Origin of the sequence: Amycolatopsis dendrobii (assembly GCF_014145675.1) — a bacterium.
Lineage (GTDB): Bacteria > Actinomycetota > Actinomycetes > Mycobacteriales > Pseudonocardiaceae > Amycolatopsis > Amycolatopsis dendrobii.
This window is the reverse complement of record NZ_JACGZW010000009.1, coordinates 202,291-221,202: the sequence shown is the minus strand read 5'-3', so window position 1 is coordinate 221,202 and position 18,912 is coordinate 202,291. Positions and strand designations below refer to the sequence as shown.

Below are 18,912 nucleotides of genomic sequence, written 5' to 3'. Positions count from 1 at the left end.
GGTCGCGCGGGTCGGCTCCGCCACACTTCAGGGGCAGGACACGTAGTGGAAGTCCGGGGCGCGGTCGAGTTCGCCGACGAGCCTGCTGGCGTCGTCGGCACGCGGGTAGACCGAGATCCAGAACGGTGTCCCGGTGCGCCGGAAGGTCGCGACGCGGTACCAGGCGGGCAGGTCGTCGGCACAATCCTGGCGATCGGCGTACCCCGACCGGCCGGGCACGGCGAGCGTCGACCGTTCCGCGTCCAGTCCGACCACCAGCACCTTCGAACCAGCCCGGCTCGCGAGCAGCCCCGGCGATCCGGCGCTCACGGTGGACCCCGGCGGCAGGTAGCGGGCGAGCCAGTCCCCGACCTCGGCCAGTTGCGCGCCCTGTGTGCTCCAGGCCCGCACGCGCTCCAGTACTTCTGGGCTGAACACCGAGACCGCCACCGCGACCCCGGTGAGCGCGGCGGTAACCGCCGGAACCGCCCGGGAAACCGCCCGCGGCCTCGGTACCGGCGTGAGGACGCCACACCCGGCCACCGCGGCGACTGCCAGCAAGGGCGGCACCGGAACGAGCAGCCGCCACGACAGTCCCGGATCCTCCTCGAAAAACAGCACGATCCCGGTGTGGCAGACAGCAAGCGCCAGCAACAACCACAACGCCGACTGGGCTTCCACTGCGCGTCGCCGGGACGCCACGAGCCCCGCCACCACCGCGGCCGGGACGAGAAACCCTAAGTGCGCCAAGGCGAAACCGCCGAGATACGGCCAATCCGGTGCGGCCGGCAGACTCGCGTCCGGCACGAAACGGTCGTAGTAGGTAACGCGCCAAGCCGTCCACGGGGCCAGGAACACTAACGCGCCCAGCACAAAACCGACCGGTGCCCACCAGGTGTGCCGTCCGCGCGCGGCGGCGAAAACGAGCCACACCGCGCCGACGACAGCGAGCACAATTCCTTCCGGCCGCGTCATCACCGCACTGGCCACGAGCACGCCGGCGACCAACGGCCGCCCGGCCACCAACGCGTACGCGACACAGAGCACGAGCAACGCGAACATCGGCAGCTCAGTGCCGGAAAGCCCGTACACCGCGAGCCCATTCGCCCCCGCGGTCAGCAACGCCGCCGCGACCCCGACCGCACGCCGAGGCTCAACCCCTTCCGGCAGCCCGAGCGCGGCAATGCGATTGGCGAGGAAATACGCTGTCAACACGCACCCCAAGGCGGCCGCGCCACTCAACACAACGGCCGCCACCGGCACTTCCGCCCCGAATGCCCCGCGCGGCAACGCGATCACCACAAGCCAGAGGAAATTCGCGTACGTCTCGCTGCGATCGCCCGTGTTGAATACCGGGCCGTTGCCGTCGGCGATGTTCTGCGCATACCGGAAACTGACGTACGCGTCCTCGGTCGCGGTGGCGAACAACAGCTGATGCAGCAGCGAAAAGCCGAGAACAAGCAGAAGAACGCCGACGCGCCACCGCCGGTCCTGCCCCATCCGCCGCCAAGCGGCGACGACCAGCGCGGCCAGCGCCAGCCATCCCCCCACGACCGCGTAAACCACGCGCCCCCAGCCTCCCGCGCCCCTCACCCGTCCGGCCGACCCCTGGCGGACCGTTCCTCACCAGCTCCAGTCAAGCGCGCTGCCGCGCTTCCCGGACATCAGCCGTTCGGGTGTACATGGGGTGCGGTTAGCCTAGGGCCCGATTCCCATCCGCCACGGGGAGCAGGCGGACGCCTATGACTCGAGGAAGACTGTGCCGAGCGACCCCACATCGTTGTCCGTGGTAGCCAGCATCGCCTGCTGCCTGCTCGTGCTCGGGATCCCCGGGCTCGTCACCGGAGCCGCCGCCGGATTGCGCGGCTGGCTGCTGGCCGGCCTGACCCCGCTGCTGAGCTACGTCATCGGCGGCCTCGCGGGTCCGTGGACAGCGGCGATCGGGCTGCCGTTCAACGCCTGGACCTACGCGCTGGCCACCGTGCTTTTCGCGGCTGTCGCGTTTGGACTCCGATGGCTCACCGTCCGCCGGTGGCCACACGAGCCCGAGGTGCGGGCCTGGGAACCGCGGGCGAACTGGGCGGTCGGCGCCTGCCTCGTCCTCGCGACCGCCATCGGGTTCTACGCGGCCGTGCGCGGCATGGGCCACCTCGGCGCGATCGCACAGGGCGGCGACGCGCCATACGCGGCCAACGGCGTGCGCTACATCGCCGAGACCGGCGACGGCAGCCTTTTCGGCATGGGCACGGTGAACTGGTACGAAGACGGTGCACCGCCCTTCTATCCCAACGCGTACCACCTGCTCGCCTCCGTGCAGTACACGCTCAGCGGCGGTTCGATCCCGCTCACCCTGGACGTGAACACGGCGTTGCTGCCCGGCTTGCTGGCCCTTTCCCTCGTGGTGCTGGTGCGGGCGTTCCGCGGCCGCGCCGTGCTGGCCGGAGCCGTCGCGCTCGCCTCGGCCGCGCCGGTGATGGGCATGTACGAGTCGATGGACCGCGGGCCGCTGTACCCGTTCCTGCTGGGCATGGCGCTCACCCCATTGGCCGCTGTGGTGCTGCGCCGGTACCTCGACCGGGTCGCACCGGACACCGGTTTCGTGCTGATGGTCTCGGCGGTCGGACTGCTGTGCATCCACTCGTCCACGTTGTTCGGCGCGATCCTGTTCGCCGGACCGCTGCTGGTGCAACGCTGGATCGAACGGTGGCGCTCGATCGGCAAGGACCTGCTGGCGCTGCTGCCGATCGCGGTGCTGGCGATGGTCGTGGCGTGGCTGCAACTGTTCGGCGCGCTCGGCCTGGCGAACAGTTCGACGGTGGAATACCTAGGCTGGCCAAGCGAATGGCGCGCGACGACCGCGCTCGGCGCGTTGCTCGGGTTCCAGCACTTCGAACCAAATCCGCAGATCTTGCTGTCCGTGGCGCTGCTGTTCGGTTTCATCTTCTTCCGCAGGCTTGGCTCGCTGCGCTGGATCGGCCTGACCGCACTGATCACCGGCTTGCTCTACATGGCGGTCTCGTCCTCGGACGCCCCCTTGGTCATGGCACTGGCCCGCCCGTGGTGGGACGACCCGTACCGGTTCATCACGATGGCGACCGTGCCGCTGTCGTTCATCGCCGGCCACGGAATCGCGGCGCTGCACGAGTGGCTGAAGGAACGACTGCCCGCACGAATCCCGCCGGCAGCACTCGCCGCGCTGGTCCTGATCGCCTTCGTAGGAGCCACGAAAGGCCTGTACGCCCGGACCAACAGCGAGGTGGTCGCGCGCGGGTACCAGCGCCCCGATCCGCACACCCTGGAAATCACACCCGGCGAGGAACGCGCGATGGCCGAACTGGGCAAGCTCGCTAAGCCAGGTCAATGGGCGATGAACGACCGCTGGGACGGCACGCCGTGGACCTACGCCCTCAGCGGAGTCCGCACCGTCGCCGCCCACGACGACGGCACGAAACCTCCCTCGGACGCCGTGCTGCTCGCCGCGAAATTCCGCGACTACGACACCGACCCGGCGGTCCGAGCCGCGGTGCAGCGCCTGAACATCCACTGGGTGATCCTGGGCCGCCCGGCGGCCCCGCCGAAACGCGCGTACGCGGATCCGGGCGTGAACGGGCTGGCCGGACTGCCGTTCCTGAAAGAGGTGTACCGCAACGAGGACGCGGTGATTTACCAGCTGAATCGTTGATTTTCTTTCTGGTCGGCGGCAGGGGTTTCCGAACCCCTGCCGCCGACTTTTTTATGCCGTATTCGAACTCCGGATCCCGCTGACCGGAACAATGTCCTGAGTCACACAGGCGATGGGTAATGCCTGCATACCCCCGCCGATAGACAGGCGGATCGATTAATGAGGGCATTCGCGGGACCGAGGGGACGGACCATATCGGCACAGTAGACAGAATTGCGCCATTCAGCGTCTGGACAACCAGTTCACAGCCGACTATCGCACCCTAAAGGAAGGCCTTTATGTCTCGAAGAACCCAGAGAGCCCTCGCCATTTCGGCCACGCTGCTGACCGGCGGCGTGCTCACCGCGATCCCGGCGCACGCGATTTCCGGCGGCACCGTCGTGCCCTCCGGAACGTCGGGTTACCTCGCACGCATCACGACGCCCACGAAGGCGTGCTCGGCCGCGCTGATCGACCCGCAGTGGGTCATCACCTCGGGGAGTTGCCTGACCGCGAGCGCTACCGGTGCTCCTACTGAGAACGCAACGGTCAGCGTCGGTGCGGTCGATGTCAGCACCGGAGCTGGGACGAACGCCAAGGTCGTCAAAGTGATCGGCCGAAGCGACCGCGACGTCGCGCTGGCCAAGCTTGAGAAGCCCACCACCGGGATCGCACCGGTCGCGTTGGCCACGACCGCTCCGACGAGCGGGGAGACCCTCCAGTTGGCCGGGTTCGGCCGCACCGCGACCGAATGGGTGCCCGCTCGGCCGTCCGTCGCCTCCTTCTCCGTCTCGGCGGTGAACGCCACCGAGGTCTCGGTGACCTCCGCGAACGGTTCGGACACCTGCCTCGGCGACGCCGGCGGCCCGGCGTTGCGCACGGTGGGCGACAAGGTCGAGGTGGTAGCGGTCAACAGCCGGTCCTGGCAGCACGGCTGCCTCGCGGTCACCGAAACCCGGGAAGGCGGCACTGAAGCCCGGGTCGACGACCTCGCCGACTGGGTTCGGCAGAACACCGTCCCGACGCCGGTGAGCTGTCCGAACGGCGCGGTCGTCTGGGACGACATGGCCGACGGCACCCTGTGGCGGCACATCCACAATGGACCGGTGAACGGTACAGCGAGCTGGACCGAGCCGACCAAGTCGAGCGGAAACGGCTGGTTCGGGCGACCGGTCGCGGGCAAGAACGGCGCAATGTGGGACGTCCACCGTTCGTACGGCGCGGGCGATCCATACGGCGACGGCGTGCTCAAGCTCTGGAAGTGGGACGGCGCGAACCTGACCGGCGGCAAGGCGGTCGGCGACGGGTGGGCCCGGTACCTCACGCCCGAGTTCAAGAATCGCATCACCGTCGACCAGTCCGGCCGCATTTTCATGGTCAACGACCAGGGCGAACTGCGCGCGTACCTCTGGGACGACACTGCCGGCAAGTGGGTCGACGGCAACGGCCAGCTCGTCGACACCGGCTGGACGAAGTACGACTCGATCACCGCTGCCGGCGACGGCGTGCTCTACGCCCGGACGCCGAACGGCAATCTGTACCGCTTCCAGTACGACTTCGGCGCGGCGAAGTGGACTCAGCGGGAGAAGCTGGTCGGCACCGGATGGAATATCTTCAGCGGCATCTTCTCGCCTGGAGCTGACATCCTGTACGGCCGCGGGGCCTGGGGCCCGGGCCCGTGGGACGGCAAGGACGGCCCGGTTCTGCGCTGGTACCGGTACTCCGCGAACACGGACACCTGGCTGCCGGTAGGCACCAGCGGCACGAGCGTCGGTTCAGGGTGGAACACCGACCTCCACGCGACTGCCGCGCCGGACTCGTGCCGGCTCGTTCCGTGAGCTGAGGTTCCCTTTCAACGACTGAGGAGGCCGCCCGAACCCGGGCGGCCTCCTCGTACGTCAGAACTCAGGCGGCGTCGACCGGAGCCGGCCGCCGGGCCGCCATCTTCGCGCCCAGCGCGGCGAAACCGGCGGTGAGCAGGTCTGCCACGGTGAACATGACCCGCGAGGCGACCGCGAACGCCGTCGCCTGTCCGACCGTCAGTCCGCTTGCGGTGAGAACCGCGACCTGCGCGACCTCACGGACGCCGACGCCGCTGGGCAGGATGAAGGCGAACGTACCGACCGTCATCGCGACGGCCATCGCGCCCACGCACAGGATGAAACCGTTGAAGCCCGGCGCACCAACCGAGTTCGCCAGCAGCCACAGGTGCACGCCCTGCAGAGCCCACGCGCCGGTGGAGGCGCCGAACGCCTTGAGCACCACGCCCCAGCCCAGCGGCTCGGCGAGCGGCGGACGGCGCAGGAGCTTCAGGACCAGCGACGTGCCCCAGGACAGGATGCGCGGATGCAGCAGCGCGAGACCGACCGGGATCAGCACGAACAGCCACATCGCACGCGGGCTGTTGCTGAACACCGCAGGTGCCGCGAGCAGCGACACGACCAGCGCGGACACCACGCTCACGCCCAGCTGGATCAGCGAGCCGGTAAAGATCCGGGCCCTTGCCAGGCCCGCCTTGCGACCCAGTTCCATCTGCAGCAGGTACGCCCACACCGAACCTGGCACGTACTTGCCAAGCGAGCCGACCAGGCAGATCTGCGCCCCGCGGGCGTAGCCGATCGGCTTGCCGAGGTGGTCGACCAAGACCTGCCAACCCCACGTGGACACCATGATCGCCAGGATCAGCGCCACCAGGCTCAGCGCGGAGGACTGCCAGGCGACGTCCGACAGCGTGTGCCAGAACTCGTCCCAGTTGGACGCCAGGCTCTTCGCCGCGAAGCCGATCACCAAGAGGATGGCGACCCAGCGCACGACGTCGAGCACCCGCGCCTTGGTGGACTTGCGGGCTTTTCCGGTGGTCGGGGCGTCCTCAGTGGACGGGGTGTCGTCCCCCGGCGTCTCCGTACGAACGGTCGTCACTGCCTCTCAGCTCCTCAGGCCTGTACCGTGACCAGCCGGCTGAACTCGGACAGCAGATCGTAGCCGTCCCAGACCCCGGCGAACGTGAGGGCCGAACCGAAGGGCACGACCCGGTCCACCCCCCGTCCGGCGAGCGCCGTCACGAATCCGGTCAGTTCCTCGCGGGTGAACCCGAACTGGCTCACTGTCTGGTCCTTGCGCTGCACGATCGGCACCAGCTCGTCCAGCGACGCCACCGAGGCGTTCGCGAACGTGCCCGCGCCCAGCCATTCGCGCGGCATCACCGTGGCGTCGGCCAGCTCAAGCGTCGCCAGCGCGTTGCCGTCGAAGCGGATCGACGACACCAGCCCGTCGACCGCCGCACCGTAGGCCGACACCCGCTTCTGCACGGCCATCGCCGGCTCGGTGACGTGCTGTTTCGCTGCCAGCACCTCGGCGAGCAGCCCGCGGAACTCCTGTCCGGCGGCCTGCGCACCCGTCGCGTCGCCAACCCAGAACACCGCGCGCGGCGACGAGCAGGCGGCCTGGTCGAACCAGTACGAGTCGTTGTAGAAGCCCTCGGCGGCGGCCTTGCGCTGCTCCGGCGCGGCCTCCTGCCAGCCGCGCACCGACGCGATCGCGAACGACGAACGGTCCGGGAAGGTGAGGTCTCGCGCGTGCGGGGCCAGCGGGTACTTCCGTAGCGCGGCCACGGAAGCGTCGCCGCCCCAGATCACCCGCAGGTCCGCGGCCAGCGACAACGCGCCGCTGACCTCGTCGCTGCGGTCATAGGTGACCATGCGCTGGGTGGCGCGGATGGTGGCCGCGGTCTCCGGCGACACGTCTTCCATCGCCGCGTTGAGCGCTTCCAGCACGGCTTCCGCCGCACCGGCGGAACGCGAAGACACGCGCACGACGTTGCTGTTGCCCGCCAAGGCCGACAGCGCCCACGAGTACACGAAAATGGTGTCCACGTTGGCTGGCGGCACGTGGAAAACGAGCCCGCGCGGGAACCGCAGCGAGTCGCCATTGGTTTCCAAAGTGGACAGTGACTTCGCGAGTTCTCCCTTGCGCAGGAAGAAGCCCAGCGAGGCCAGCTCCGGGAAACGTCGCGCCAGCGCGGGCGCGAGCAGCTTGCGCGCGAACTTGGTGACGAACTCGACCACCCGCGGGTCGCCGACCGTCAGCCTGCCGCCGGGCGGTTCCTCGCGCAGCTCGTCCAAGAGCGCGCCGACCGAAACCGATTCGCCGAGCGGAAAACGCTGTTCCAAAGCACTCACGCGGCCGCTCCCTGGAACGTGTCCGAGCATCCGCGAGCCTCAGCCTTCGGCAGCCTGCCCAGCACGGAGAAGTGCTTGCCCGGCCAGTCGCCGTCGTCGATTCCGTTGTAGACGCCAAGGTCTTCGGTGAGCAGCACGTGTCCCGGGTACGAGCGAGGCAGCGTGCTCACCACCTCGATGACACCCGGTTTGCCGACCGGCTGCTCTTCCCAGGTCTCCGGGTCGCGGATCACGACGTCGGCGAAATCGGGGCAGTACAAGGAGTTCCCGGACGGGCCCTCGAGGAACACGGTGCCGATCTGCTCGATCATCCCGTAGTAGTTGTGGATCCGGGTGAGACCGGTGTCCTCTTTGAACCGCCTGCGGAACTCGCTGTTGTCGACCGCTCGGTCGATCAGCTTCTTCCAGCCGCCGGAGTGGATGAGGATGCCGTTCGACAGATCGAGCTTGTGCTCGCGGGCGACCTCGTAGAGGTACTGCCACACCATGAACGTGAAGCCGAAGATCAGGAAGGGCTTGTCGCCGTACTCGGCGAGGAACTTCCGCACGGCCTCGACGTCCGGCTTGTCGTTCTCGTCCAGCACGTAGGTGTGCTTGCGGCCGAAGTTCGCCATGCCGAGCACGCCCGCGCCGCGCGCGGAGAACGAACGGCGGTTCTTGATGATGCCGATCGTGTCGACCATCAGCATCGGCAGCCGCTCGCCGCCCAGCACCTCCTGCAAGGTGGCGCCGAGCTGCTTCGTCTGCGCGCCCGCCGCTTCCTTGTCCAGGTAGATCCGCGACGCGCCCGCCCCGGTGGTGCCCGAGGACGTGAGGGTCTTGAAGACCTCGGCGTCCGGAATGGACTTCAGGTCGTGCGTCTTGAACATGCGCACCGGCAGCCACGGCAGGTCCGCGATCGTGGCGAACGACGCGTCCGGCGCGAAACCGAGCGAGGCGAGGATGCGCTCGTACCCGGCGGAGTTCGCCCGGTGGTGCGCGGTCAGCTCGGCGAGCTCAGGGAGCAGCGCCGCCTCTCGCTCCGCCTGCGAGCGCGTGAACACACTCATACCCGTCCTTCCAGCGACCGGTAGTCGATCTTCCCGCTGGCCAGCAGCGGCACTGTGTCGATCGGACGCACGTCGAACCCGCTGGCGTGCAGGTGCAGCCGCTCGGCCAGCGCCCGAGCCGCGTCCTTGCAGATCGCCTTCGCGCCGTCGCCCTCGGGCAGTTCGGCGAACAGCACGACCTTGTCTCCCGCGGGTACCGCGGCCACCACGTCGATGCCCACCGCGGCGGTGCGCACGGCCTGCTCCAGGTCGTCCAGGCTGACCCGGTTGCCGAACACCTTGCCGATCCGCTTGAGCCTGCCGGTGATGTACAGGTACCCCTCGTCGTCGAGATACCCGAGATCCCCGGTGGCCAGCGTTCCGCCGTATTCGTCGCCCGCGCTCAGCCCTGCTTCGTCCTCGGCATAACCCATCATCACGTTAGGTCCACGGTAAAGGACCTCACCGACAATTTTGGGATGCGTGGTTTCCTCGCCGTCGTCGCGGCGGATGGCGAACGAGCCGCCCGGCAGCGCCGGGCCGGCCGAGCCGATCTTGTCCGCGAGCCGCTCGGCGGGCACCGTGGTCATGCGCGGGGACGCCTCGGTCTGGCCGTACATGACGTACATCCGGCCGCCGACCGCGAGCATCTTGTCGTTGAACTCGGCGACCAGGTCGTCCCGCAGCTTTCCCCCCGCCTGGGTGAGGGTGCGCAGCGTCGGGTACTTCGCCGGGTCGAATTTCAGCCGGCGCAGCATTTCGTAGTGATAGGGCACGCCGGACAGCGAAGTCACGCCGTGTTCCTTCACTGAATCCCAGAATCCGCGGCCAAGAACACCAGAAGATTCGATAACCACTGTCGCACCACGCAAAAGGTGCGAATTCAGCACCGAAAGCCCGTAGCTGTAATGCAGCGGCAGACAAGTCGGCGCGACCTCCTCCGCGTCGATCGCCAGCACCTGCGCGATGGCGTCGGCATTGGCCAGCAGGCCTTGCCGGGACAGCCGGACGAGCTTCGGATTGCCGGTGGAACCGCTGGTCGGGAGCAGAACGGCGAGGTCCGGATGCGGGACAGCGCCATCGGCCGCCTCGCGCACCCAGTGCCCGTTTTCGGCCCGGTAGCCCTGCGGCGCGTCCGCTTCGGGCGCGGCCAGCACGGCGGCGGGCCGGAACCGGGTGATCAGGCCTTCGAGCACCTCGGCGTCGAGCGCGGGGTCGATCAGCGCGATCGCCCGTCCCGCCTCGAACGCGCCGAGGTACCGCAGCACGCTGTCCAGGTCCAGCGACATCCGCGCGAACAGCACGCCGGGCGGGAGCTCCGCCAGCGCGGCCGCGGACTGCTCGACCTCCGCCGTCAGCTCGTCGCCCGCCAGCGTGCGGCCCCCGGCCACATCGACCAGCCGGGACCCTTCGCCAACCAGATTCACCGAACCTCCTCGCACTCGCGAGAGCACTTCACAGCACCAAGCCGCCGTCGACGCCCAGCACCTGACCGGTCACGAACGACGCCTCGTCGCTCACCAGGAAGCGGATCGCCTTCGCCACGTCCTCGGCCGCGCCGAGCCTGCCCAGCGGCGTGCGCGCGATGTTGTCCGCCTTCGCGTCCTCGGCAAGGCCCGCGGTGAGATCGGTGTCGATCACGCCCGGCGCGACCGCGTTCACGCGGATACCGGAGCGGCCGAGTTCCTTCGCCGCCGAACGCGCGATGTTCGCCACCGCCGCCTTCGACGCCGCGTACACGGTCTGGCCAGCGCTTCCGTACTCGCCGACGATACTGGCCAGCACGACGATCGCGCCGGTCTTCTTCCGCATCATCGCCCTCGCGGCGGCCTGCACGGTGTGCAGCGTGCCTGCCACGTTGGTGCTCAGCGTGGTGTCGACCAGGTCTTCCTTGATCATGCCGAGGAGCGCGTCCTCCATGATCCCGGCATTCGCTACGACGATGTCGAGCTTGCCGTGCTCCTTAGCCACGCCGCGCACCAGCGTGGAGACCGCCTTCGCGTCGGTCACGTCGAGCGCGAGCCCGGCCGAAGCGCCGGCGGCGGCCGCGGCCTCCTTCGCGCGCGATTCGTCGCGACCGGTCAGCACCACGGTGGCCCCGGCCTCGGCCAGGGCCTTCGCCGTGGCGAGGCCGATCCCGCGAGTCCCGCCGGTGACGAGCGCGACGCGTCCGGACAGATCAGTCATTCTTCGACTTCAACTCGGTCACCATGTCGACCGCGACCTTGAAGCTCGACATGTCGATCACCTGGTCGGTGTCGAACTCGACGTCGAACTCGTCCTCGATGGCGGCGACCAGCGCCATGTGGCCGACCGAGTCCCACGCTTCGATGTCGCGGTACTTGAGGTTCTCGACGTCAACGTCCCCGTCGAGATCCAGCGCCTCGACGAAGACCTCTCGCAGCTTGGGGGCGATTTCCGACATTCACAGCTCCTAGTGTTCGTCGCGGGGGCGGGCGTCCCACGCCTTGACCACGGTAGAGAGGTCCCCGGGAAGGCGATCGGCCAGCCCGTCGTCCGGCAGTTCGCCCTTGCCCTTCAGCCACGGCGAGAGCGCCTCGATCATGGCCTCGTCGAGGCCGCGCCGGGACAGCCCGACCACATTGACGCCGGTCACCCTCGCCGGGTTGCCTACCGCGATCGTGAAAGCGCCCACTTCGCGGCGGACCGCCGAGCTCATCCCGACCATCGCGCCCGGCCCGACCACGACGCGCTGGTGCAGCACCGTGCCCATGCCGAGGTTCGCGCCGTCCCAGATGTGGCAGTGCCCGCCGGTGATCACGTTCGACGCGACGGTGACGCCAGAGCCGACCAGGCAGTCGTGCGCGATGTGGCTGCCGCGCAGGTAGTAGCTGTCGCTGCCGAGTGTGGTGGTGCGCCAGGTGCCCTGGTGCACGCTCACGTACTCGCGGATGCGGTTGCGGTCGCCGATCACTACGCCGTAGCCGTCCTGGTCCGGATCGCCCGTCGGCGTTTCCTCCCAGGCCGCCGGATGCGGACGCCCGCGGTCCTCGCCCGGCGTGCCGATGGTCACGTGCGGTCCGATCCAGTTCCCGTCGCCGATGCGAGCCGGGCCGACGATGACCGTGTAGGGGCCGATGACGTTGCCTTCGCCCAGCTCCACGCCCTCGCCGACGACCGCCGTGGGGTGAATCCGGTTGGGTGCCGCAGGTGACACAGTCGGTGTTCCGTTTCGTCGCTTCCGGCCTGGACGGCCTGGGGTCAAGGGCTGGCGGCGGCGCCCGGTAACGTGTGGCCCGCGTGCATGCAGGGTGGCCGGGCGCAGAACCGGCGGCTTTCCGGCCTCGCGGCCGGAGCGCCTAGCACTGTACCGGACGCATAGAAATCCCCAGCCGAGAGAGACTGCCGATGATCCCCATTACCGTGGTCGACGTCCGAGACGCGGAGGACCTGGTCGTCGAGGTGCTGCGATCCGGCGCCATCGCTCAGGGGCCGATGGTCAAGCGCTTCGAGGAGGCGTTCGCGCAAGTCGCGGGCACGAAGCACGCCATCGCCGTGAACAACGGGACGACCGCGCTCGTCGCGTCGCTGCAGGCGCTGGACCTTCAGCCCGGGGACGAGGTGGTGACCTCGCCGTTCACCTTCGTCGCGACGCTGAACGCGATCCTGGAGGCGGGCGCGACCGTCCGGTTCGCCGACATCCGGCGCGACGACTTCGCGATCGACCCCGACGCGGTCGCCGCCGCCGTCGGCCCGCGCACCAAGGTGCTGATGCCGGTCCACCTGTACGGCCAGACCGCGGACATGGGCAAGCTCGCCCCGCTCGCCGCCGAGCACGGGCTGCGCGTCATCGAGGACTCCGCGCAGGCCGTCGGCGCGTCCTTCGAGGGCAAGCAGGCCGGGTCGTACGGCATCGGCTGCTTCTCGCTGTACGCGACGAAGAACGTGACCACCGCCGAGGGCGGCGTGATCACCACGGACGACGACGCGCTCGCCGACAAGCTGCGCGTGATGCGCAATCAAGGCATGAAGGCCCGCTACCAGTACGAGATGGCCGGCCACAACTACCGGATGACCGACCTGCACGCCGCGGTCGGCATCCCGCAGCTGGAGAAGCTCGACCAGCTCACCGCGGCCCGCCAGGCGAACGCGAAGCGGCTGTCCGAGGGTCTCGCCGGCACGCCGGGCCTCGAGGTGCCGCAGGTGCTGCCGGGCCGCGAGCACGTGTGGCACCAGTACACCGTGCTGGTCGGCCCGCACGCGATGCTGTCGCGCGAGGAATTCGCCTCCGCGCTGACTGAAAAGGGCATCGGCAACGGGATCTACTACCCGAAGATCGTCTTCGACTACGACTGCTACCGCGGGCACCCGCTGATCCCGGACGCTCGCGTCGAGGACTTCCCGGTGGCGTCCGCCGTTGCCGCGCAGGCGCTTTCGCTCCCGGTGCACCCGCATCTGACCGAATCCCAGCTGGACCGGATCATCGAGGCCGTTCGCGAGGTACTTGGCGCATGACACACCGCATCGCACTCGTCGGCACCGGCAACATGGGCTCGCTGCACGCGCGGGTCCTGTCACAGAACGACCGGGTGGACCTGGCCCGCGTGATCGACCCCCGCGAGGAAGCGGGCCGCGCGGTCGCCGAACGCTACGAAACCCAGTGGACGCCGGAAATCGGCTCGCTGTCCGATGTGGACGCCGTCGTGCTCGCCTCGGCCACCGAGGTGCATTACGAGCTGGCGCAGGAGATTCTCGGCCAGGGCAAGCCGATGCTGGTCGAGAAGCCGGTGTGCAACAGCCTCGAGTTCTCGCAGGAAATCGTTGCCCTGTCGGCGAAGAAGGACGTCCCGCTGATGTGCGGGCTCCTGGAGCGCTACAACCCGGCCGTGATGACCGCGCGGGCGCTGGTGAACGAACCGGTGCACCTGATGGCGCGCAGGCACGGCCCGTACGCGCCGCGGATCAAGACCGGCGTCGCGTGGGACCTGCTGGTGCACGACGTCGACCTGGCGATCCAGTTCTTCGGCGGGTCGACCCCGAGCCGGGTCACCTCCAGCGCGGGGTACTTCCACCCGCAGTCGGTCACCGGGGCCGAGGACACCATCGAGACGGTGCTGTCGTTCCCCGCCGGGCTGGCCACGGTGTCGGCTTCGCGGCTGGCGCAGCGCAAGGTCCGGTCGCTGATGGTGTCCGAACTGGACCGGATGATCGAGATCGACCTGCTGCGCCGTGACGTGACGATCTACCGGCACGTCTCGCACGATTCGGTCACCCCGGACGGCCTCGGCTACCGGCAGCAGACCGTCATCGAGATCCCGGAACTGGTCACCGCGCGCGAACCGCTGGCGACCCAGCTGGACCGGTTCGTCGACCTGCTGGAGGGCAAGGTCGACGCGGACGTCGAGCGGGCGCTGATCCTGCCGTCGCACGAGGTCGTGGCGCAGGTTCTGGCCGAAGCCGCCTGATTATTTGGTGAGACGTTTGCCGTCCGCGGAGTAGGCGACCAGCGGGGTCGCCCGCTCCGCGGACGGTACGTCGTCCTGGTCGAACCAGAAGACGACCACGTCGGGGTCCTCGCTCCAGCGCGCCGTGTGCGCCGGGATCGTGCGACCGTCCACTGTGGTCTCAATTCGCGCGGCCGGCCCGCTGAAGTAGCCGTACACCGGCACCCAGATGTCGGACACGGTGGTGCCGCCCGAGGTGGCGTGGAAGCCGAAAGAGCGGTCCTCGCCTTCGGATTCGTTGGCGAGGTAGAGCGGACGCAGGTTGCCGTCCGGCTCGTACAGGCTGGCCATCACTCCGAATTGGACAGTCGGCAGGTTGTCCGGATCGTCGATTTCCGTTGCGTAGAAGACAAGTTCCGCGCCATCAGTGTAGGTGCCGGTGGAGATCACCTCGCCGAGCGGCCGCGATTCGGCCGATGTCGGAGCCGGCAGCGGAGTCGACGAAGACACGCTCGTCACCATCGGCGGCGGCGACGCGGCCGCGTGCACCTGCTCCGGCGCCCCGCCCGGCGACCGCAGCCAAGCCGCACCGAACACGACGGCGACCACGGCCACGGCCGCCCCCGAGGACGTCAGAAACCGCCGCCGACGCCGGATCCGCCCGCCCTCTTTGAAAATCCGGTCGAGATCGGGCGCCGCGAAGGGTTCCGCGGGCGCTTCCTGAAGCGCGGCGCGCAATCGGTCGAGTTCGTCAGTCACGCGCTCACCTCCCCGACCAGCGCGTCGCCGTCCACGCGCAGTTTCGCCAGCGCCCGGGAATTGGTGCTCTTGACCGTGCCGACCGACACGCCCAGTTCCTCGGCTACTTGGTGTTCCGGCAAATCAAAGAAATGCCGGAGAACGACTACGGCGCGTTCCCGCGCGGTGAGCCGGGCCAATGCGTCGGAAAGCCATTCCCGATCGGTGACGGCGTGCGAAATGTCCGGCACCTTCGGCGGTTCCGGCATCTCCTCGGTGGCGTATTCGCGGATCGGGCGGCGCCACATGTCGATGACGTGATTGGCCAGAACGCGCCGGGCGTAGGCGTACGGGTTCTTGCGCCGCACCCTGGGCCAAGCGGCGTAGGTGCGGGTGAAGGCGGTCTGGGCGGCGTCTTCGGCCTGGTGACGATCGCCGGTGAGCAGGTAGGCCGCGTGGGTGAGCCGAGCGGAACAGGACCGCACGAAGTCGGCGAACTCGTCGTCCCCGCGCACCATCCACCTCTGTTTCCCGGTTGCCTTGCTGTCCAGGTTACGGGGGCGGGAGACGTGCGTCGATGTAATGGCTGGTCAGTCTTGTCTCAACGGCGACGCATGGTGTTCGGGGAGGTGCCCGACGTCAGCGCTGCGCGCGAGGGTCGATGAGCGCGTTCAGGTCTAGCTTCACCGGTGCGCCCGCGACCTCGAGTTCGACGCTGCCGGAGTACTCGCCGAAATTCTCGTAATCGCCGTCGATGAGCCGGTAAGCAATCATGCTGACCGGCGGATCCAGATCGACAACCCAGTAATGCTCGATCCCGGCATCGGCGTACTCGAAAAGCTTCGCACCAAGATCGACGTGTTTGGTGCCCGGGGACAGCACCTCGATCACCAGCTCGCGTCAGCCGCCGCGATCCGGGCCGGGTTGGCTTCCGCGACCTCAGCCGAGGTCACGACGACATCCGAGACACGGATCGTCAGCAAGGGTCAGGAGGTGGTGAGGTCATTCAAGGACACTCATGAGATCTCCTCCACCGACAGTGACTGAGAGTAGTGTCCCATGTTACCCGGAGCATCCGCCAGTGCGTGACGCACCGTGTCCGAATCACTTCCCCGTGAAGTCGCCTGACGGGGAACCCCACCCGTACGGGTCGTCCGACAGCGCTCGGCGGCGGGCGTTCTCCTCGCGGACCCGCTTCACCTCCGCCTCGATGTACTCCTCGTCGTAGCGTTGGAACACGCGCGCCGGGTTGCCCGCCACGAGCGAGCGCGCCGGAACATCCTTGGCGACCACGGAGTTCGGCTGCACTGTCGCGAAGTCACCGATCGTGACGCCCGGCATGATCACCACGAGGCCGCCGATGAAACAGCCCTTGCCGATTTTCACCGGCTTGCGTTCGATCAGATCGCTGCCGGAGTGGTTCTCCAGCGCCATGTTCGCGAGCCAGCTCGAATGCGTGAACACGAGCGTGTTCAAGCCGATGCTGGTGTGTTCGCCGATTTCCAGCCCGCCGCTGGCGTCAAGTGCCGCACCCTCGCCGATCCAGCAGTGCTCGCCGATCGTGAGGTTGTCCGGGCTGATGATCTTGACGCGCTCGCGCACCCGGCATGATTCCGGCAGTCCGTAGAAACGAGCCCGCTCGGCGTCGTTCATGTACTGCGAAACGAGGTCGTTCAGGATCATCGGGCGCAGCCGGTTGCTGCGCTCGTCCTCGAAGAACATCAGTTGTCCGCCACCAGTTTCGTGAGCACCCGCAGGTGTTCCTCGGTCACCACGTCCAAGCCGAAGTTGGCCCGGACCATCGAGCTTTCCCGCTCGGCGATCCGCGCGCGCAGCTCAGGGTCGTCCAGAAGGGACAGCACGGTCGTCTCGACCGCGGCCGAGTCGTCCGGGGGCACCAGCAGGATGTTCTCGCCGTTGTGCAGTTCGATGCCGGGGTAGTTGTCCTCGGCGACCGACGCGATGGTCGCCGTACCCGACAGCATCGCCTCGAGCGACGCGGTGCCGCAGCCGCCGTTGAGGTCGTGCGTGACGATGTCCGCGGCCGCGAAGTACGCGGGCACGTCCGCCTTCGGCACCGCGCCGGTGACGATCAGCGCGTCGGAGACGCCCAGTTCCTTGGCCCGCTGCTGGAACGCGTCGTGATACACCCGGCCGACGATCACCACGCGCAGTCCGGGGTGCCGTTCCAGGATCGCGGGCAGCGCCTCGATCAGCGGCAGCCGGTTGCGCAGCGGGATCACGTGTCCGAGCGACACGATCAGCGGCGCGTCCCCGATCTCCAGTTCCGCGCGCACGTCCTTGGTCACCGGCTTGGCGAAATGCCCGGTGTCCACCGCGATCGGGAAGTACTCGGAGTTTTCGTCGCTCGTGCCGTAGCGCTCGACGCAGTAGTCCACGCCGAGCTTGTCGAGAATGACGAAGCGCGGGCGCAGGTACTTCAGCACCGGGTTCACCAGCATCGCGTCGAGCGCCCGGAACACGCGCCCGTACATCTTGTTCTCGCTGATCAGCAGCGTGTGGATGGTCAGCAGAACGGGCAGCTTGCGCCGACGCGCGTAGATGCCGACCATCCAGGACAGGTCGAAGAACTGCCCGTGCAGGTGCACCGCGTCCGGTTTGAACTCGTTCAGCAGCTTCCACAGCCGCCGCCAGTTGCCCGGCCGCATCGACGCGAACGTCATGTCGAAGTCGATCGACAGGCCGAGCTGCGGCATTTTCACCGCGGGGAGGCGCACGACGCGGTATCCGTCGCGCTCCTCTTCCGCCGGCGCGTCACCGTAGGCAGCGGTGATCGCCAGCACTTCGTGTCCGGCAGCCGCGTACTCGGCGGCCAGTGAGGCCGACATGTGCGCGCTCCCGCCCACGCGCGGCGGGAAGAAGTTGTTCACCACCACGATCCGCATGGGCTTTCCTTCGGCCGGGCCCGCAGTGCTCATTACGCATTCCCCTCGGAAGACGCGCCGACGGCGAGGCTCACTCGGAGTCCCGCACCAAGGCGCGCATGCCCTCTTCGACGGTGATCTGCGGCTCCCAGCCGAGCACCTCGCGGGCCCGGGTGATGTCCGCGGCACGGCGGGACACGAGGACGTCGCGCTTGTTGAACACCGGCTCGACGTCGACGCCGACCGCCTCGATCAGGATCTTCGCCAGGGTGGCGATCGAGGTGTCGATGCCGGTGCCGATGTTGATCGGCAGGTTCGACTGCTCCGACTCCAGCGCGGCGACGACGCCCTTGGCGAGGTCGGTCACGTGCACGAAGTCCATCGACTGGTCGCCCGCGCCGTCGATGATCGGCGGCTGGCCGGCGCGCAGGCGCTGGATGAAGTGGTTGATGACCGAGGTGTAGTACGCCTCGATCTTCTGGCCGGGGCCGTACACGTTGAAGAACCGCAGCGCGTTCCAGGACAGGCCCTTGGTGCGCTCGTAGAAGCCGAGCAGGTCCTCGCCCGCGCGCTTGGAGATGCAGTACGGGGTGAGCGGGTTCAGCTTGTCGTCCTCGTGCATCGGCAGCTTCTCCGGCTCGCCGTACACCGAGGCGCTGGAGGCGAACACCAGGCGCTCGACGCCCTCGTCGGCCGCGGCCGCGAAGACGTTGTTGTTGCCGACCATGTTGATGTCGATCGACTCGCCCGGGTCCGCGATCGACTTGTTGATCGACACGGTGGCGAAGTGGATCGCGTGCGTGCAGCCCCGCATGGCCTCGCGGACGCCGACGCCGTAGCGCACGTCCTTCTCGACCAGCTCGACCTTGCCGGTGGCGACGAACTCGTTGACGCGGTCGCGGTCGCCGCGGGTCATGTTGTCGAAGATCCGGACCGTGTAGTCCTTCTCCAGCAGGATCGGGATCACGTGCGAGGCGATGAAACCGCCGGCGCCGGTGAAGAAAACTTTCTTGTCGGACATGGGTTCTCCTCAGGGAG

General features: G+C 68.3%; 18 protein-coding genes. 4 read left to right on the top strand and 14 right to left on the bottom strand.

From position 1 onward, the window contains the following. Nucleotides 1-27: 27 nt before the first annotated feature. On the bottom strand, nt 28-1,545 hold the full coding sequence (locus H4281_RS26720) for a phosphatidylglycerol lysyltransferase domain-containing protein (protein WP_182893673.1): 1,518 nt from the start codon (nt 1,543-1,545) through the stop codon (nt 28-30). A 193-nt stretch (nt 1,546-1,738) separates the two neighbouring features. Between H4281_RS26720 and H4281_RS26715 the strand changes: the two genes are divergently transcribed. After that, nucleotides 1,739-3,661, top strand: a complete 1,923-nt coding sequence (locus H4281_RS26715) for a DUF6541 family protein (protein ID WP_182893672.1) — start codon at nt 1,739-1,741, stop codon at nt 3,659-3,661. Between the two features lie 278 nt (nt 3,662-3,939). Then, nucleotides 3,940-5,478, top strand: coding sequence for a tachylectin-related carbohydrate-binding protein (locus H4281_RS26710; protein WP_182893671.1), 1,539 nt, complete (start codon nt 3,940-3,942; stop codon nt 5,476-5,478). 67 nt (nt 5,479-5,545) lie between these two features. Here the strand turns inward: H4281_RS26710 and H4281_RS26705 are convergent, their stop codons facing one another. The 7 genes from H4281_RS26705 to H4281_RS26675 are packed head-to-tail and all read right to left on the bottom strand — an operon-like array spanning nt 5,546 to nt 12,024. Next, nucleotides 5,546-6,559 (bottom strand): lysylphosphatidylglycerol synthase transmembrane domain-containing protein, encoded by a 1,014-nt coding sequence (locus H4281_RS26705; RefSeq protein ID WP_182893670.1) that lies wholly within the window; start codon nt 6,557-6,559, stop codon nt 5,546-5,548. 14 nt (nt 6,560-6,573) lie between these two features. After that, a complete protein-coding gene (locus tag H4281_RS26700) occupies nt 6,574-7,818 on the bottom strand; it encodes an acyl-CoA reductase (RefSeq protein ID WP_182893669.1) in 1,245 nt (414 codons plus the stop codon). After that, entirely contained in the window at nt 7,815-8,867 is a 1,053-nt protein-coding gene (locus H4281_RS26695; protein WP_182893668.1) for a LuxE/PaaK family acyltransferase, read from the bottom strand. The genes H4281_RS26700 and H4281_RS26695 overlap by 4 nt, the downstream gene beginning before the upstream one ends. Continuing rightward, nucleotides 8,864-10,273: an AMP-binding protein gene (locus tag H4281_RS26690; protein ID WP_182893667.1), complete on the bottom strand. Its 1,410-nt coding sequence runs from the start codon at nt 10,271-10,273 to the stop codon at nt 8,864-8,866. The genes H4281_RS26695 and H4281_RS26690 overlap by 4 nt, the downstream gene beginning before the upstream one ends. A gap of 28 nt (nt 10,274-10,301) precedes the next feature. Beyond that, nucleotides 10,302-11,033, bottom strand: a complete 732-nt coding sequence (locus tag H4281_RS26685) for an SDR family NAD(P)-dependent oxidoreductase (RefSeq protein ID WP_134664449.1) — start codon at nt 11,031-11,033, stop codon at nt 10,302-10,304. Continuing rightward, complete coding sequence (locus H4281_RS26680; protein ID WP_067578624.1) at nt 11,026-11,271, bottom strand: acyl carrier protein; 246 nt, start codon at nt 11,269-11,271, stop codon at nt 11,026-11,028. Before H4281_RS26680 ends, H4281_RS26685 begins: the two co-directional genes overlap by 8 nt. Before the next feature lie 9 nt (nt 11,272-11,280). Further along, nucleotides 11,281-12,024 (bottom strand): acyl-ACP--UDP-N-acetylglucosamine O-acyltransferase family protein, encoded by a 744-nt coding sequence (locus H4281_RS26675; RefSeq protein ID WP_182893666.1) that lies wholly within the window; start codon nt 12,022-12,024, stop codon nt 11,281-11,283. A gap of 191 nt (nt 12,025-12,215) precedes the next feature. Here H4281_RS26675 and H4281_RS26670 point away from each other — a divergent pair, with 191 nt between their 5' ends. Both H4281_RS26670 and H4281_RS26665 read left to right on the top strand, forming a co-directional pair. Continuing rightward, complete coding sequence (locus H4281_RS26670; protein WP_182893665.1) at nt 12,216-13,322, top strand: DegT/DnrJ/EryC1/StrS family aminotransferase; 1,107 nt, start codon at nt 12,216-12,218, stop codon at nt 13,320-13,322. Further along, nucleotides 13,319-14,272 carry a Gfo/Idh/MocA family protein gene (locus tag H4281_RS26665; protein WP_182893664.1) on the top strand — a complete coding sequence of 318 codons (954 nt, stop codon included), beginning with the start codon at nt 13,319-13,321 and terminating at the stop codon, nt 14,270-14,272. Before H4281_RS26670 ends, H4281_RS26665 begins: the two co-directional genes overlap by 4 nt. Here H4281_RS26665 and H4281_RS26660 read toward each other — a convergent pair whose 3' ends face one another. From H4281_RS26660 to H4281_RS26635, 6 genes are all read right to left on the bottom strand, one after another. Further along, nucleotides 14,273-15,010 (bottom strand): hypothetical protein, encoded by a 738-nt coding sequence (locus H4281_RS26660; protein ID WP_182893663.1) that lies wholly within the window; start codon nt 15,008-15,010, stop codon nt 14,273-14,275. It abuts the gene before it with no gap. Further along, nucleotides 15,007-15,507 (bottom strand): SigE family RNA polymerase sigma factor, encoded by a 501-nt coding sequence (locus tag H4281_RS26655; protein WP_182893662.1) that lies wholly within the window; start codon nt 15,505-15,507, stop codon nt 15,007-15,009. Before H4281_RS26655 ends, H4281_RS26660 begins: the two co-directional genes overlap by 4 nt. Nucleotides 15,508-15,628: 121 nt before the next feature. Beyond that, complete coding sequence (locus H4281_RS26650) at nt 15,629-15,880, bottom strand: Uma2 family endonuclease (RefSeq protein WP_312872184.1); 252 nt, start codon at nt 15,878-15,880, stop codon at nt 15,629-15,631. Nucleotides 15,881-16,093: 213 nt separating this feature from the next. Then, nucleotides 16,094-16,711 (bottom strand): acyltransferase, encoded by a 618-nt coding sequence (locus tag H4281_RS26645; protein WP_182893661.1) that lies wholly within the window; start codon nt 16,709-16,711, stop codon nt 16,094-16,096. Next, nucleotides 16,711-17,928, bottom strand: coding sequence for a glycosyltransferase family 4 protein (locus H4281_RS26640; protein ID WP_376771951.1), 1,218 nt, complete (start codon nt 17,926-17,928; stop codon nt 16,711-16,713). Before H4281_RS26640 ends, H4281_RS26645 begins: the two co-directional genes overlap by 1 nt. A gap of 37 nt (nt 17,929-17,965) precedes the next feature. Further along, nucleotides 17,966-18,895, bottom strand: coding sequence for an NAD-dependent epimerase/dehydratase family protein (locus H4281_RS26635; protein WP_043837832.1), 930 nt, complete (start codon nt 18,893-18,895; stop codon nt 17,966-17,968). Nucleotides 18,896-18,912 lie beyond the last annotated feature (17 nt).